Source organism: Massilia sp. LMS1-1-1.1 (assembly GCF_040815535.1).
GTDB classification, from domain to species: Bacteria; Pseudomonadota; Gammaproteobacteria; order Burkholderiales; family Burkholderiaceae_D; genus Janthinobacterium; species Janthinobacterium aestuarii.
Window position 1 is genome coordinate 638,831 of the sequence record NZ_JBFPNG010000034.1, and the last position, 14,067, is coordinate 652,897.

Here is a 14,067-nt window from a genome sequence, read left to right on the forward strand (position 1 = left end):
CTCTTACTCTTCCGAAAATGATTTGAGAATTTGTTCGCGTTCGCGCGCTTCGCTCAGGGTGCGCGCTTCGTTCGTGCCCGTGCTCGAGCCGCCATCGCCGGCGCCAGCCTCACCGTGCGCCATGCGCGTATCCGCATCGCCGCTGCCGCAGCCGACGCTGCTGTGGATAAAGGCAAAGTTATCCTTCAGGCAGTCGCCGGCCAGATATTCGGCATACACGTAATCGCCGTCGAGCAGGGCCAAGCCAGGCGGTTCGGCCAATACCTGCTCGCGGCGGCCCTGCACGGCCACCTGCATGTAGTCGCGCCAGACGGGCAGCGCCAAGGTCCCCCCCGTGGCGTTGCCCAGGCTTTTCGGCTGGTCGTAGCCGAGCCAGACTACGGAGACGAGGCCGGACGAGTAGCCGGCGAACCAGGCGTCGTAGGCGTTGTTCGACGTGCCCGTCTTGCCGGCCGCGTCGCCACGCCCCAGCGCCAGCGCGCCGCGGCCCGTGCCGCTCTTGACGACGTCGCGCAGCATGCTGTCCATGACGTAGGCGTTGCGCGTGGAGATCACTTGCGTGCCCGGCGCCGGCTCGCCCTTGGCGCGTGGCGCCGCATCGCTGAACAGCACTTCTCCGCTGCGGCTGCGCACTTCCTTGATCAGTTTCGGCGGCATCTGCATGCCGCCGTTGGCGAACACGGCATACGACTGCGCCAGCTGCAGCGGCGTGACGGCGCCCGCGCCCAGCGCCAGCGGCAGGGACACGGGATTGCGCGCGCCCTCGAAGCCGAAGCGCGTGGCGTAGTGCTGCACGTAGCCGGGGCCGGCCGCCTGCATCAGGCTCACGGCCACGAGGTTTTTCGAACGCACGAGGCCACGCCGCACGCTGATGAAGCCTTCATAGTTGTTGCCGTAATTGCGCGGACGCCAGGGCCGTGCGCCCGTTTCCTGCGGCAGCAGCAGGCGCTGCGTGTCATCGACGGCCGTGCCGGGAAAATATCCCTTTTCCAGCGCCGCCGAATACACGAAGGGCTTGAAGCTGGAGCCGGGCTGGCGATAGGCCTGCATGGCGTGGTTGTAGTGGTTGCGGTAGAAATCGAAGCCGCCCGCCATGGCGACGATTTCGCCGCTGTGCGCCTCGACGGAAATGAGCGCGCCTTCCATTTCGGGCAGCTGGCTCACCAGCCAGCCCTTCTTGGCCGCATCGCGCACCACGCGGATCACGCTGCCCTCGGCGATGGCGCGCTTGCCGTCCCAGGCCAGCTTGCCGCCCAGGCGCGCTTCCGATGCCGTCAGCACGATCTCGTCGCCATTGCGCAGCTGCGCCGTCACCTGGCGCTTGGCCGTGGTCTCCACCTTGCGCACGAGGGCGGCGCGCAATTCTCCGCTGTCCGGGTAGGGAGCCAGCTGGCGCGCCACGCTGTCTTCGGAAGCGGCCAGGCGCGCTTCCGGGCCACGGTAGCCACGGCGCGCCTGCGCATTCAACAGCCCATCGCGCAGCGACTTGTCGGCCGCCCGCTGCGGCGCCATGCGGATGGTGGTCGTCACGTCCAGGCCCATGCTGTAAGCGCCTTCGGGATAGCTTTGCAGGATCAGCTGGCGCGCTTCCTCGACCGCATATGCGGCCGCATGCACGGAGCTGTTGCGGTCCTTGTTCAGGGCCAGCTTTTCCGCCACGGCCGCGTCGTACTCGGCCGGCGTGATGTAGCCGAGTTCGCGCATGCGCTGCAGGATGTAATGCTGGCGCACGGTGGCGCGCTGGGGATTGGCGACGGGGTTGTAGGCCGATGGCGCTTTCGGCAAGCCGGCCAGCATGGCCGCCTCCGCGATGCTGACGTCCGCCAGCGGCTTGTCAAAGTAAACGTTCGAGGCGGCGGAAAAACCGTAGGAACGCTCGCCCAGGTAAATCTGGTTCATATACAGTTCCAGCAGCTTGTCCTTGCCGTAATGCTGTTCCAGCTTGTAGGCGAGCAGCATCTCCGTGAGCTTGCGCTGCACGGTCTTTTCGCGCGACAGGAAGAAGTCGCGCGCCACTTGCATGGTGATGGTGCTGGCGCCCTGCGCATGGTGGCCCGTGACGACGTTGGCCAGGGTCGCGCGCGTCAAGCCATAGAAATCGACGGCGCCATGCTCGTAGAAACGCGCATCCTCGATGGCCAGCAAGGCCTGGCGCATGCGCAGCGGGATATCTTTCAGGGGCAGGAATTCGCGGCGTTCTTCGCCGTATTCGGCCAGCAGCTCGCCTTCGCTCGAGAAAATGCGTAGCGGCAGTGCGGGCTTGTACTGGGCCAAGTGTTCGACGGCCGGCAAATCCTGCCACGCCTGGCGCAGCCACCAGCCGCCCGCCAGCGCGGCGGCCATGCCCAGGCCCAGGGTCAATCCCAGGCCGAATTTCAGATTGCGCGCCAGCTTCGACTGGGGCTTGCGGGTGCTGCTGTCGTTCGCTTGTGCTTCCATGGTGGTATTCCTTGCTGCCAGGAGGCCGCACGCTGGCGCGCGGCACTCCATCAAAGAGGCATTGTGCACTGCAACACACTCATCCTTATGAAAAGTAAGTATTATTTAGTATTGATAAATTTTTCTTATGCAGGCGATGACCATGGATCTCAATCCCAAACATACGGAAGCGTTTCGCGCCGTCGTCGAAACGGGCAGTTTCGAACAGGCGGCGCTGCGGCTGCACCTGACCTCCCCCGCTATTTCCCAGAGGGTGCGGGCACTGGAAAGCCAGCTGGGCAATGCGCTGATCGTGCGCAGCCGCCCCGCGCGCGCCACACGCATGGGCCAGCGGCTGATGCAGTATCTGAAACGGGCCAAGCTGCTGGAAGCGGATTTGCAGGCGGAACTGGCGGTGCAGCAGGATGCCCCGCTGACCCTGGTGCTGGCGCTGAACGCCGATTCGATGGGCACCTGGTTCTTCCCGGCCCTGTCCGAGGTGCTGATACGCGAGCGCGTGCTGCTGGACCTGACCGTGGAAGACCAGGACCACACGTACACCTTGCTGGAAACGGGCATGGCGATCGGCTGCATCAGCACGGAGCCAAAACCCATGCGCGGCTGCACGGCCGAGCCGCTGGGCGTGATGCGCTACTGGCTGGTGGCCACGCCCGCGTTCCGCCAGCAGTGGTTTGCGCACGGGCTGACGCGCAAGGCGGCGCGCACGGCGCCCGTCGTCGCCTACACGCGCAAGGACACCCTGCAATCGTCGTTCCTGCAAGAGGCGCTGGGCCTGCCCGAAGGGGCCTACCCCTGCCATTACGTGCCGGGCGCCACCTCGCACTTCAACGCCATCCGCTACGGCCTCGGCTACGGCATGGTGCCCGAACTGCTGCTGAAAGCAAACACGGATGGCGAACTGGTGGAAATGCTCACGCCCAAGACCCCGGCCGACGTGGCCCTGTACTGGCACACGTGGAAGGTGCAGTCGCCGCGCATGGAGCAGCTGTCGCGGCAAATCATCGCGGCGGCGCGCTCCATGCTGAAATAACTATCGTTGCATGCCCCAGCGTTTCAAGGTGACGCGCTCCAGGCTGCGAAAGCCGATGTTTTCCACCAGCAAACCAATCACGATGACGGCCGCCAAGCCGGCAAACACCTTGTCCGTGTACAGCTCGTTGCGGTTCTGGAAGATGTACCAGCCCAGGCCGCCCTGCCCCGACGTCGTGCCGAACACCAGCTCGGCCGCGATCAGGGTACGCCAGGCAAACGCCCAGCCTATCTTCAAGCCCGAGACGATGGACGGCAGAGCGCCCGGCACGAGGATGTGCAGCACCAGGCGCAAGCCGTTCAAGCCATAATTGCGGCCCGCCATGCGCAGGGTCTCGGGCACACCCTGGAAGCCCGCATACGTATTCAGGGCCAACGGCCACATGACGGAATGAACGATGACGAAGATCAGGCTGGCGCGCCCAAGGCCGAACCACAGCAGGGCCAGCGGCAGCAAGGCAATCGCCGGCAAGGGATTGAGCATGGCCGTCAGGATTTCCAGCAGATCGCGCCCGATCCGGCTCGACACGGCCAGCAAGGTCAGCAAGAAGGCGGCCAGCACGCCCACCGCATAGCCTTGCAGCAACACCACCAGGGACGCAGCCGTGCGCGTGAGCAATTCACCGCTGGCGATGCCGCCGATAAACGCCTGCGCCGTCTGCAGAAAACTGGGCAGCAATAAATCGTTCTGCGTCCAGCGCGCCGCGCCTTCCCACAGCAGGGCCAGGCTGAGCAAAATGAGAGCCTTGCGCCACAGCGCGTGCTGGCTCACACGCTGCCAGTGCGACAGCGGCTGCTCGACCGTGACGCCGGCTGGCGGCGGTGCCGCGTAAACGAATTCCTGGCGGATCGATGGTTCCAGCAGCGTACTCATACGGCCTCCCGCTGCGCATTAACTGCTTGCGGGACGGGAGCGACTTCCTCATCGAACAGCAAGCCATGGATGCGACTGCTGGCGGCCTGGAATTCCACACTGCCCGCGCTGTGCAGGCCGAACTGGTGACTGTTCAATTCGGCACGCACCCGGCCCGGATGGGGCGACAGCAGCAGGATACGGTTGCCCACGACCAGCGCTTCCTCGATCGAATGCGTAACGAACACAAGCGTAAAGCGCAGCTCTTCCCACAGGCGGCTCAGTTCTTCCTGCATCTTGCGCCGGGTCAAGGCATCGAGGGCGGCAAACGGCTCGTCCATCAGCAGTACTTCCGGCTGCATGGCCAGGGCGCGGGCGATGGCCACCCGCTGCTTCATGCCGCCCGACAAGGTGTGCGGATGGGCATCCTCGAAGCCGGCCAAGCCCACCTTGGCGATCCAGTGATGGGCGCGCTCGCAGGCCGCCTGCTTGTCCAGGCGCTTGCTGGCCAGCAAGGGGAACATGACGTTTTCCAGCACCGTTTTCCACGGCGGCAACTGGTCGAACTCCTGGAACACGACGACACGGTCCGGCCCCGGCTTATGGATGGGCTGGCCCTGCATGGCGATGCTGCCCGCGCGCGGCGCGATGAAGCCGGCCACGGCTTTCAGCAGTGACGACTTGCCGCAGCCCGATGGTCCCAGCAGCACGAAACGGTCGCCGCGAAACACGTCGAAACTGACGTCATGCGTGGCGCGCACGGTGCGCTGCTCCGTGCGGTATTCCAGGCTGACATGTTTGACGCTGAGCAATGGCTGCAGCGCAACGGGAGGACGTACCAGGTGAAAAGCGGGTGCGTTCATGTCAGCCTCCTTGCGTGATGGCAGGGTCGTCAAAGAAATAATCGCGCCAGCTGTCGGGCAAGTTGCGGATCGCGCTCACGCGGTGCAGGAATTGCGCCAGGCCATAGGTGTTTTGCGGCGCGATCTTGAATTGCACCTGTGGATTGGCAAAGATTTTCAGCAGCAGATTGCGGTCCACCTTGCTCTTGTTGACCTTGATGTAGATGTCGGCCGCGCCTTGCGGATTGCTGCTCGCATACTGCGCCGCTTCCGCCAGGGCGGCGATGAAGGCACGGTAGGTTTTCGGATTGTCCTTGCGGTATTTTTCCGTCGCATACAGCAAGGTCGACGAGCTCGGTCCGCCCTGTACGTCATACGAGTTCAGGATGATGTGGGCGTTCGGTTTTTGCGCCAGTTCCTGCTCCTGGAACGGCGAATTGCCGAAGTGGCCGCTGAGCTCCGTGCCGCCGGCGATGATGGCGGCGGCCGCATCCGGGTGCGGCAAGGTTTGCGTGATCTTGTCGAGGCGGGAAAATTCCTTGTCGCCCCACTGTTTCGCCACGGCCATTTGCAAGATGCGCGCCTGCACGGAGACGGAGACGGCAGGCAAGGCGATGCGGTCCTTGTCCGTCAAGTCCGCCAGGGTTTTTACCTTGGGATTGTTGCTGACCAGGTAGTAGGGGAAATTGCCCAGCGAAGCCACGCCGCGCACATTCTGCCGGCCTTTGGTCCGGTCCCAGATGGTCAAGAGCGGTCCCAGCCCAGCGCCTGCGATATCGATATTGCCGGACAACAAAGCATCGTTGATGGCCGGGCCGCCGGACAGGGTAATCCACTCGACTTTCACATCGACGCCCTGCTGCTTGCCATGCTTTTCAATCAGCTTTTGTTCCTGCGCAATATTGAGCAGCAAGAAGGTGATGCCATGCTGGCCCGCGATGCGGATCTGCCCTTCGGCCCGGGCCATGGGCATGGCCATGCACAGCACGGCAATGGTGGCAAGCAGGCGGCGGGTAAAGGTCAAGATCGGCAACATGGACACTCCTTGGTCAACTACGTTCAAAAAATCAGTACGGCGCATCGCCTTCGATGGTGGTGCGGTACAGCTTGCGGCGCTGGTCGGGTGGGCAACCGGTGGCCAGATGCATCAGGGAGCGGTTGTCCCAGAACACCAGGTCGTGCGGTTGCCAGCGGTGCACGTACAGGTGCTCCGGGCGCACGCTGTGGGCAAACAGTTCATCGAGCAGGGCGCGGCTTTCATCGTCGGGCAAGCCGACGATGCGCGTGGTGAAATGTTCGCTGACGAACAGGGCGCGGCGTCCCGTTTCCGGATGCACGCGCACGACGGGATGGGTAACGGGTTGGACTTCATCGATCTGCGCCTGCGTCAGGGCGGGCCGCCATGGGTTGCGGCGGCGCAATTCCTCATACTGGCTCAAATAGCTATGCTCGGCACGGGCGCCGCGCACGGCGTGGCGCAGCGCGGCCGGCAAGCTTTCCCAGGCCAGGTGCATATTCGCGAACACGGTATCGCCGCCCTCATCTGGCAACTCTTGCGCATGCAGCATGGAGCCGAGGCTGGGCACCTCCTTGTAGGACAGGTCGGAATGCCAGAAATGGCCGGCATCGCCGAGGCCGATAGGCTGGCCGTTTTCGACGATATTCGAGATGATCAGCACTTCCGGCTGCGATGGCAGCTGGAACTGGCGCAGCACGTGGATTTGCAGCGGGCCGAAGCGGCGGCTGAAATCGACTTGCTGCTGCGGCGTGATGCGCTGGTCGCGAAACACCAGCACGTGATGGTCGAGGTGGGCGTGGTGCAGGCGCTGGAAATCGCCCTGCGACAGCGGCTGCGCCAGGTCCAGCCCCAGCACTTGCGCGCCGAGCGGCGCATCGAAAGTCTCGATATGGAAGTGGCTGGTGGATTGCACGGGTTTCAGGACGGCCGACATGGGAGTTCGCCAAGAGTCTGGGGAAGTCCACTGTATGCCGGCCAGCCTTGCTTGCAAACGAAGCATTTACTATATGGATATGCGCGGCGCGCTGCGCCACGCTGCAACAGGCACTGTCACGCAATGGCGCAGCAGCAGGAGCGTTGCCCGGGAATGGGGCAAGCACGCAATTTGCTTACCTACCAATTCTCAACCATAGACCAGGAAATCCATGCCCACCTACGCCCTGCTGCTCGCCTTGCTGTTCAGCGCTTCCGCCCACGCCCAGGATAGCGAGGGTGAAAGCGATCTCAGCTACAAAGCCTATGTGCACAGCGACAAGCGCATCAAGTGCTTGTACGGCTATGCGGCCGACAAGACGGGCGACCATGCAGCCGCCGTGGCCATCTTTGAAGACTGCATCCGGCGCTGGAACGATGTGTATTCGATGATTTGGCTGGCCCAGTTGTATGAAACGGGCATCGGCGTACCGAAGGACTTGCAACAGGCGACGGCGCTGATGCGGCGCGGCGCACATACGAATGATGACGCCGCCTATGCTCGGCTGGCGCGCTACCACTATGGCGTGGCGCTGGCCGAAGGCCGGGGCACGCCGCAAGACATTCCCCAGGCCAGAATCTGGCTGCGCCAGGCGGCGCAGGAGGGCGTGCGGGAGGCGGCCGATTACCTGGGCCGCCTGGACAATGCGGCGCCGTAAGCACGGCGCCGGCATCTATTACGCGATGGCTTCGTAGCGGGCCAGGCGCGTCGCCATGCGCGGCGCCAGTTCGTGGCCAGCCGTGACGGTCACTTCCAGGTCGTTCAGCAAGCCATCCTTCAAGCCATAGACCCAGCCGTGCACGCTGAGTTCCTGGCCCCGTTCCCACGCATCTTGCACGACGGTGGTCTGGCACACGTTCAAGACTTGCTCCACGACGTTCAGTTCGCACAGACGGTCGCCGCGCTGGCGGCTCGTCAGCACGTCGCCCAGATAGCGTTCGTGCTTCTGGCCCACGTCCTGCACGTGGCGCAGCCAGTTGTCGACCAGGCCGATGCGCGTGCCCGTCATGGCCGCATGCACGCCCTTGCAGCCGTAATGGCCGACGATGATCACGTGTTTGACTTTCAGCACGTCCACGGCAAATTGCAGGACGGACAGGCAATTGAGGTCGGAATGCACGACCACATTGGCAATATTACGGTGTACAAACACGTCGCCTGGCGCCATGCCCAGCAGTTCATTCGCTGGTACGCGGCTGTCGGAGCAGCCGATCCACAGGTATTCAGGCGACGTTTGTGCTTCCAGATTCTTGAAGAAGTTCGGGTCCTTCGCCACCATCGAGTCGGCCCAGCGGCGGTTACGCTGCAGCAGTTCCGCCAGGGCCGGGCCATTTTTCTGTTCGGTCATATCGCTCCCATTGTGTACGTACGACTGAATTGGCGGCAGATCGCGCCCATAGGCCGGCGATGCGCGCACATTATTCAGTCGTGATGAAAAAAACGCCGGGATGTTGAAGCATCCCGGCGCATGGTATTACGTGTGCTTATTCAAAAAAATCCTTGACCTTGTCTTTCCAGGTCTTGCTTTGCGGACTGTGCTTGGCACCGCCCTCGGTCGTCGACTTTTCAAAGTCGCGCAGCAGGTCTTTCTGTTTTTCCGTCAGTTTCACGGGCGTTTCGATGGCCACGTGGCAGAACAGGTCGCCCGCGTAACCGGAGCGCACGCCCTTGATGCCCTTGCCTTTCAGGCGGAAGGTTTTGCCCGACTGGGTGCCTTCCGGGATCGTGAACGACACTTTGCCGTTCAGGGTAGGCACTTCGATTTCGCCGCCCAAAGCTGCCTTGGTGAACGAGATCGGCATTTCGCAATGCAGGTCGTCGCCTTCGCGCTGGAACACGGCGTGCGGCTTGATGTGGATTTCCACATACAGGTCGCCCGACGGACCGCCATTCGTGCCCGGTTCGCCGTTGCCGGACGAACGGATACGCATGCCGTTGTCGATACCGACTGGAATTTTCACTTCCAGGGTCTTGTTGCGCTTGATGCGACCGGCGCCGCCGCATGGCGTGCACGGGTCGGTGATGACCTTGCCGCTACCATGGCATTTCGGGCAGGTTTGCTGGATGCTGAAGAAGCCTTGCTGCATGCGCACCTGGCCGTGACCACCGCAGGTACCGCAGGTGGTGGGCGAAGTGCCCGGCTTGGCGCCGCTACCGTGGCAAGTGTCGCACTTGTCCCAGCTCGGCACGCGGATGGTCGTGTCGAAGCCGTGAGCAGCTTGCTCCAGTGTAATTTCCAGGTTGTAGCGCAAGTCGGCGCCACGGTATACCTGTGGCCCCGCATTGCGGCTGCGTCCACCGCCACCGCCAAAGATGTCGCCGAAGATATCGCCGAAGCTGTCGGCAAAGCCGCCAGCACCGCCGCCGAAGCCGCCACCGCCGCCCATGTTCGGGTCCACGCCAGCGTGACCATAACGGTCATACGCATCGCGCTTTTCCGGATTGGTCAGCATCTCGTAGGCTTCTTTGACTTCCTTAAACTTTTCTTCCGATTCCTTGCTATCCGGATTGCGGTCCGGATGGTATTTCATCGCCAGTTTACGGTAAGACTTTTTGATCTCTTCTTCCGAAGCATTTTTTGCGACACCGAGTGTCTCGTAAAAATCACGCTTTGCCATGTTGTCGGCACCTTGCAGTCTATCTACTGATGTAAAAATTACACGAAAAAGCCGAGTCGAGTGCTGCACTGGGCAACGACTCGGCTCGGCCGGTCTTCGCGGCTAATCCCGCGATGTAGCGTTCAGCCCGGCTGCCCCCAGTTCATGGGAGCGCAAGACATTACTTGCTGTCTTTGACTTCTTTGAAGTCAGCGTCAACAACGTCGTCTTGCTTGGCGCCTGCGTCCGATGCGCCAGCAGCTTGCTGTGCACCTTCCGCGCCGCCGGCAGCTTGCTGCGCTTGCATGTCGGCATACATTTTTTCGCCCAGTTTCTGCGATGCGCTCGACAGTGCTTCCACCTTGGCGTCGATCTCAGCCTTGTCGCCCGCCTTGATGCTTGCTTCCAGGTCGGTGATCGCCGCTTCGATCTTCTCTTTCTCGCCCGCATCCAGCTTGTCGCCGTATTCGGTCAAGGATTTCCGGGTCGAGTGTACCAGAGCATCGGCCTGGTTGCGCGACTCGGCCAATTCTTTGACCTTTTTGTCTTCTTCCGCGTTCAGCTCGGCATCCTTGACCATCTTCTGGATTTCAGCCTCGGTCAAGCCGGAATTGGCCTTGATCGTGATCTTGTTTTCCTTGCCGGTAGCCTTGTCTTTCGCGCCGACATGCAAGATGCCGTTGGCGTCGATGTCGAAGGTCACTTCGATCTGTGGCGTGCCGCGCGATGCTGGCGGGATGCCTTCCAGATTGAATTCGCCCAGACCCTTGTTGCCGGCGGCGATTTCGCGCTCACCCTGGAAGACCTTGATGGTCACCGCTGGCTGGTTGTCGTCGGCCGTCGAGAACACTTGGCTGAACTTGGTCGGAATCGTCGTGTTTTTGTGGATCATCTTGGTCATCACGCCGCCCAGGGTTTCGATACCCAGGGACAGAGGAGTAACGTCCAGCAACAGCAAGTCCTTGCGTTCGCCCGACAGGACCGAACCTTGAATCGCTGCGCCCACGGCGACGGCTTCGTCCGGGTTCACGTCCTTGCGTGGATCCTTGCCGAAGAATTCCTTCACTTTTTCCTGCACCTTCGGCATACGGGTCATACCGCCGACCAGGATGATGTCATCGATGTCCGACACTTTCACGCCTGCATCCTTGATAGCGATGCGGCATGGTTCCATCGTGGCCGTAATCAGCTCTTCCACCAGCGATTCCAGCTTGGCGCGGGTCATCTTCAGGTTCAAGTGGACCGGCGCGCCGTTCGCCATGGCGATGTACGGCTCGTTGATCTCGGTTTGCTGCGACGACGACAATTCGATCTTCGCGCGCTCGGCCGAAGCCTTGATGCGCTGCAGAGCGATCGGATCTTTTTTCAGGTCGATGCCGTTGATCTTCTTGAACTCGTCGATGATGTAATCGATAACGCGCTGGTCGAAGTCTTCGCCGCCCAGGAAGGTGTCGCCGTTGGTCGACAGCACTTCAAATTGTTTCTCGCCATCAACATCCGCGATTTCGATGATCGACACGTCGAACGTACCGCCGCCCAAGTCATACACGGCGATTTTACGGTCACCTTTTTCGGTCTTGTCCAGGCCGAACGCCAGCGCTGCCGCGGTTGGCTCGTTGATGATGCGCTTGACGTCCAGGCCAGCGATACGGCCGGCATCCTTGGTGGCTTGGCGCTGCGAGTCGTTGAAGTACGCAGGTACGGTGATGACGGCTTCGGTGACTTCTTCACCGAGGTAGTCTTCTGCCGTTTTTTTCATCTTGCGCAGGACTTCAGCCGAAATTTGCGGCGGAGCCAGTTTTTTGTCGCGTACGCCGATCCATGCATCGCCGTTGTCGGCTTTCATGATCTGGTATGGCATCAGCGCGATGTCTTTTTGGACTTCTTTTTCGTCGAACTTGCGACCGATCAGACGCTTGACTGCGTACAGCGTGTTTTTCGGATTGGTCACGGCCTGGCGTTTCGCTGGCGCGCCGACGAGAATTTCGCCATCTTCTTGATAAGCAATAATCGACGGCGTCGTGCGTGCGCCTTCAGCGTTTTCGATTACCTTTGGTTGACCGTTTTCCATGATGGAAACGCAGGAATTCGTGGTTCCCAGATCGATACCGATAATTCTACCCATGATTTATTTCCTTTTATTTGCTAGATTTCAGATGGTTCTTATATGTGGCAAAGCGGCATGTTTTCAAGGCTTGCTTGATGCCGCCCTCTGATTATTTTGCTTGCGCGGTCGTTACAATGGCTGGACGCAGCAGGCGGTCCGCAATCATATAGCCCTTTTGCAGGACTGACACGATGGTATTGGCTTCCTGGTCCGCTGGCACCACGGCAACAGCCTGGTGTTTCATCGGATCGAGCTTTTCGCCCTGCACTGGCAATACTTCCACCAGACGGTTGCGCTCAAACGCGGCGTTCAGTTGCTTCAAGGTCATCTCGACGCCTTCTTTCAGCGATTCGATGGTCGGTGCTTCCACCGTCAGCGCCGTTTCCAGGCTGTCTTTGACCGGCACCATGGCTTCGGCAAAGCTCTCGACTGCGAATTTATGCGCTTTAGCAACATCTTCCTGCGCGCGGCGACGGATATTTTCGCCATCAGCCTTGGCGCGCATGAAGGCATCGTGCATCTCTGCAAGACGCGCTTCGGTACTCGCCAGCTGCTCTTCCAAAGTAGGCTCTGCGGGAGTCGATGGGGCAGTCGCCGCGGCGTCCGCTTGCGGATTAGGTACAGCTTGGTTTTCCTGATCTTGCATCTGAAAAGCTCCTACAATCAATGACTTAAATGAGTTAGTCTAACTATCTTTACAACACTAACGGGCAGATGGGGCTATATCCTATTGTTTCAAGGGGTATTCGTGGCAAAACCAGAATTACATCGGTCCATGTTACAGCGTATTACAAAACGCTATCCATTTCGGCCAGCGATCCGTGCGCGCATCCCTTGATTTTCCAGGCTTCCCACGGCAAAGCGGGCATTCTACCAGCCCCGCCGCCGCCATCGCCACTGGCGGTGTTGCTATTTGGAAAGCTGCTTGGCCGCGCCAGACATGACAAAGCCGCGCAAGCGCGGCTTTTTGTTGTCAAAAATTTATAATCCTTAATTCGTCGCCCCCAGGGCCAGCGCTGCCGCGCGCGCCTGCTCGCCCGCCTTCTTGTCCGCTTCGCGCTGCGCCGCCGTCTTCATCGTCGGCCAGCCAATCATGTGCTGTTCCGCAATTTCCGCCATGCCCGCGATCCAGGCCGGTGTTTCGTTCAGGCAATCGATGTAGTGAAACTGCTGGCCGCCGGCCGTCTCGAAATCATGCTTGGCTTCCATGGCGATCTCTTCCAGGGTTTCCAGGCAATCGCTGGTAAAACCCGGGCACAGCAAGTCGACGCGCTTGATACCCTGCTGGGCCAGCGCCACCAAGGTGGGCGCCGTGTACGGCTGCAGCCATTCAGCCTTGCCGAAGCGCGACTGGAAGGTCACCACGTATTGCTCTTTGCTCAATTTTAACTTTTCCGCCAGCAGGCGCGCCGTTTTCAGGCATTGGCAGTGGTAGGGGTCGCCCAGCAGCAAGGTACGCTTGGGCACGCCGTGAAAACTCATCACCAGTTTTTCCGGACGGCCATGCGCTTCCCAGTGGTTCAGCACCGAATCGCGCAAGGCGTCGATATACGTGTCGTGCTCGTGATATTGCTTAATGAAGCGCAATTCCGGCACATTGCGCACGGAGGCGTAATGGGCAAACACGGCGTCGTAGATGGATCCCGTCGTCGTACCCGAGTATTGCGGATAGGCCGGCAGGATGGCGATGCGCTCGCAGCCTTCGCTTTTCAGCTTGGCCAGCACTTCCGGCAAGGAAGGCGAACCGTAGCGCATGGCCATGGCCACCGTCACGCCGTCATGGCCGCGCTCAGCCAGGGCGCCGGCCAGCAACTTGGCCTGCTTTTGCGTATGCACTTTCAAAGGCGAACCTTCACGCGTCCAGATCGACGCGTATTTCTTCGCCGACTGGCCAGAGCGGAAAGGCAAGATGATCAGGTTCAGGATGAACCACCAGACGATGCGAGGAATCTCCACCACGCGCGGATCCGACAAGAATTGCTTCAGGTAACGCCGCACGGCCGACGAGGTCGGCGCATCGGGCGTGCCCAGGTTGACCAGCACCACGGCGCTGCGGTCGATGCTGCCATGCGTGTACGGCGGTTCTGTTTGAAATGACATGAAGGCTCTTCGAAGGCGTTGGATGGATTAGCCAGTTATTATAGTTGCATTGAGTTAATAGCGAGGCACCAGGGTCAGACCCTCAATGCCGCTAACGTCAAGCTCAGCG

General features: G+C 61.1%; 12 protein-coding genes. 2 read left to right on the forward strand and 10 right to left on the reverse strand.

The window, feature by feature from the left end; translation table 11 throughout:
* Window positions 1–3: 3 nt before the first annotated feature.
* Window positions 4–2,439 carry a penicillin-binding protein 1A gene (locus MRBLMS1_RS21665; protein WP_485881787.1) on the reverse strand — a complete coding sequence of 812 codons (2,436 nt, stop codon included), beginning with the start codon at window positions 2,437–2,439 and terminating at the stop codon, window positions 4–6.
* A gap of 136 nt (window positions 2,440–2,575) precedes the next feature.
* Between MRBLMS1_RS21665 and MRBLMS1_RS21670 the strand changes: the two genes are divergently transcribed.
* The gene (locus MRBLMS1_RS21670) at window positions 2,576–3,469 is read left to right on the forward strand and encodes an HTH-type transcriptional regulator ArgP (protein WP_034747696.1); all 894 of its coding nucleotides are present in this window, start codon (window positions 2,576–2,578) and stop codon (window positions 3,467–3,469) included.
* On the opposite strand, the gene MRBLMS1_RS21675 is transcribed toward MRBLMS1_RS21670, so the two are convergent.
* Genes MRBLMS1_RS21675 through MRBLMS1_RS21690 form a run of 4 tightly spaced genes read right to left on the reverse strand, consistent with a single transcriptional unit; the run spans window position 3,470 to window position 7,115 of the window.
* On the reverse strand, window positions 3,470–4,342 hold the full coding sequence (locus MRBLMS1_RS21675) for an ABC transporter permease (protein WP_485881789.1): 873 nt from the start codon (window positions 4,340–4,342) through the stop codon (window positions 3,470–3,472).
* Window positions 4,339–5,184: an ABC transporter ATP-binding protein gene (locus tag MRBLMS1_RS21680; RefSeq protein ID WP_485881791.1), complete on the reverse strand. Its 846-nt coding sequence runs from the start codon at window positions 5,182–5,184 to the stop codon at window positions 4,339–4,341. The genes MRBLMS1_RS21675 and MRBLMS1_RS21680 overlap by 4 nt, the downstream gene beginning before the upstream one ends.
* Window position 5,185: 1 nt before the next feature.
* Window positions 5,186–6,199 (reverse strand): ABC transporter substrate-binding protein, encoded by a 1,014-nt coding sequence (locus MRBLMS1_RS21685; RefSeq protein WP_485881793.1) that lies wholly within the window; start codon window positions 6,197–6,199, stop codon window positions 5,186–5,188.
* Window positions 6,200–6,230: 31 nt separating this feature from the next.
* Complete coding sequence (locus MRBLMS1_RS21690) at window positions 6,231–7,115, reverse strand: TauD/TfdA dioxygenase family protein (RefSeq protein WP_485881795.1); 885 nt, start codon at window positions 7,113–7,115, stop codon at window positions 6,231–6,233.
* Between the two features lie 211 nt (window positions 7,116–7,326).
* Here MRBLMS1_RS21690 and MRBLMS1_RS21695 point away from each other — a divergent pair, with 211 nt between their 5' ends.
* Complete coding sequence (locus MRBLMS1_RS21695) at window positions 7,327–7,812, forward strand: tetratricopeptide repeat protein (protein WP_485881797.1); 486 nt, start codon at window positions 7,327–7,329, stop codon at window positions 7,810–7,812.
* A gap of 18 nt (window positions 7,813–7,830) precedes the next feature.
* On the opposite strand, the gene can is transcribed toward MRBLMS1_RS21695, so the two are convergent.
* The 5 genes from can to hemH form a co-directional block, all read right to left on the reverse strand.
* Window positions 7,831–8,502: a carbonate dehydratase gene (can, locus tag MRBLMS1_RS21700; RefSeq protein ID WP_035822585.1), complete on the reverse strand. Its 672-nt coding sequence runs from the start codon at window positions 8,500–8,502 to the stop codon at window positions 7,831–7,833.
* Window positions 8,503–8,638: 136 nt separating this feature from the next.
* Window positions 8,639–9,772 (reverse strand): molecular chaperone DnaJ, encoded by a 1,134-nt coding sequence (dnaJ, locus tag MRBLMS1_RS21705; protein WP_034745985.1) that lies wholly within the window; start codon window positions 9,770–9,772, stop codon window positions 8,639–8,641.
* Window positions 9,773–9,932: 160 nt separating this feature from the next.
* The gene (gene dnaK, locus MRBLMS1_RS21710; RefSeq protein WP_034745982.1) at window positions 9,933–11,876 is read right to left on the reverse strand and encodes a molecular chaperone DnaK; all 1,944 of its coding nucleotides are present in this window, start codon (window positions 11,874–11,876) and stop codon (window positions 9,933–9,935) included.
* A 91-nt stretch (window positions 11,877–11,967) separates the two neighbouring features.
* Window positions 11,968–12,504: a nucleotide exchange factor GrpE gene (gene grpE, locus MRBLMS1_RS21715; protein WP_034745977.1), complete on the reverse strand. Its 537-nt coding sequence runs from the start codon at window positions 12,502–12,504 to the stop codon at window positions 11,968–11,970.
* A 344-nt stretch (window positions 12,505–12,848) separates the two neighbouring features.
* The gene (hemH, locus tag MRBLMS1_RS21720; protein ID WP_485881802.1) at window positions 12,849–13,958 is read right to left on the reverse strand and encodes a ferrochelatase; all 1,110 of its coding nucleotides are present in this window, start codon (window positions 13,956–13,958) and stop codon (window positions 12,849–12,851) included.
* Window positions 13,959–14,067 lie beyond the last annotated feature (109 nt).

Coding starts and splice junctions, on each gene's coding strand:
- MRBLMS1_RS21665 (WP_485881787.1), bottom strand. CDS start 2,439: ATGGAAGCACAAGCGAACGACAGCAGCACCCGCAAGCCCCAGTCGAAG.
- MRBLMS1_RS21690 (WP_485881795.1), bottom strand. CDS start 7,115: ATGTCGGCCGTCCTGAAACCCGTGCAATCCACCAGCCACTTCCATATC.
- MRBLMS1_RS21675 (WP_485881789.1), bottom strand. CDS start 4,342: ATGAGTACGCTGCTGGAACCATCGATCCGCCAGGAATTCGTTTACGCG.
- MRBLMS1_RS21680 (WP_485881791.1), bottom strand. CDS start 5,184: ATGAACGCACCCGCTTTTCACCTGGTACGTCCTCCCGTTGCGCTGCAG.
- dnaJ (WP_034745985.1), bottom strand. CDS start 9,772: ATGGCAAAGCGTGATTTTTACGAGACACTCGGTGTCGCAAAAAATGCT.
- grpE (WP_034745977.1), bottom strand. CDS start 12,504: ATGCAAGATCAGGAAAACCAAGCTGTACCTAATCCGCAAGCGGACGCC.
- dnaK (WP_034745982.1), bottom strand. CDS start 11,876: ATGGGTAGAATTATCGGTATCGATCTGGGAACCACGAATTCCTGCGTT.
- hemH (WP_485881802.1), bottom strand. CDS start 13,958: ATGTCATTTCAAACAGAACCGCCGTACACGCATGGCAGCATCGACCGC.
- MRBLMS1_RS21695 (WP_485881797.1), top strand. CDS start 7,327: ATGCCCACCTACGCCCTGCTGCTCGCCTTGCTGTTCAGCGCTTCCGCC.
- can (WP_035822585.1), bottom strand. CDS start 8,502: ATGACCGAACAGAAAAATGGCCCGGCCCTGGCGGAACTGCTGCAGCGT.
- MRBLMS1_RS21685 (WP_485881793.1), bottom strand. CDS start 6,199: ATGTTGCCGATCTTGACCTTTACCCGCCGCCTGCTTGCCACCATTGCC.
- MRBLMS1_RS21670 (WP_034747696.1), top strand. CDS start 2,576: ATGACCATGGATCTCAATCCCAAACATACGGAAGCGTTTCGCGCCGTC.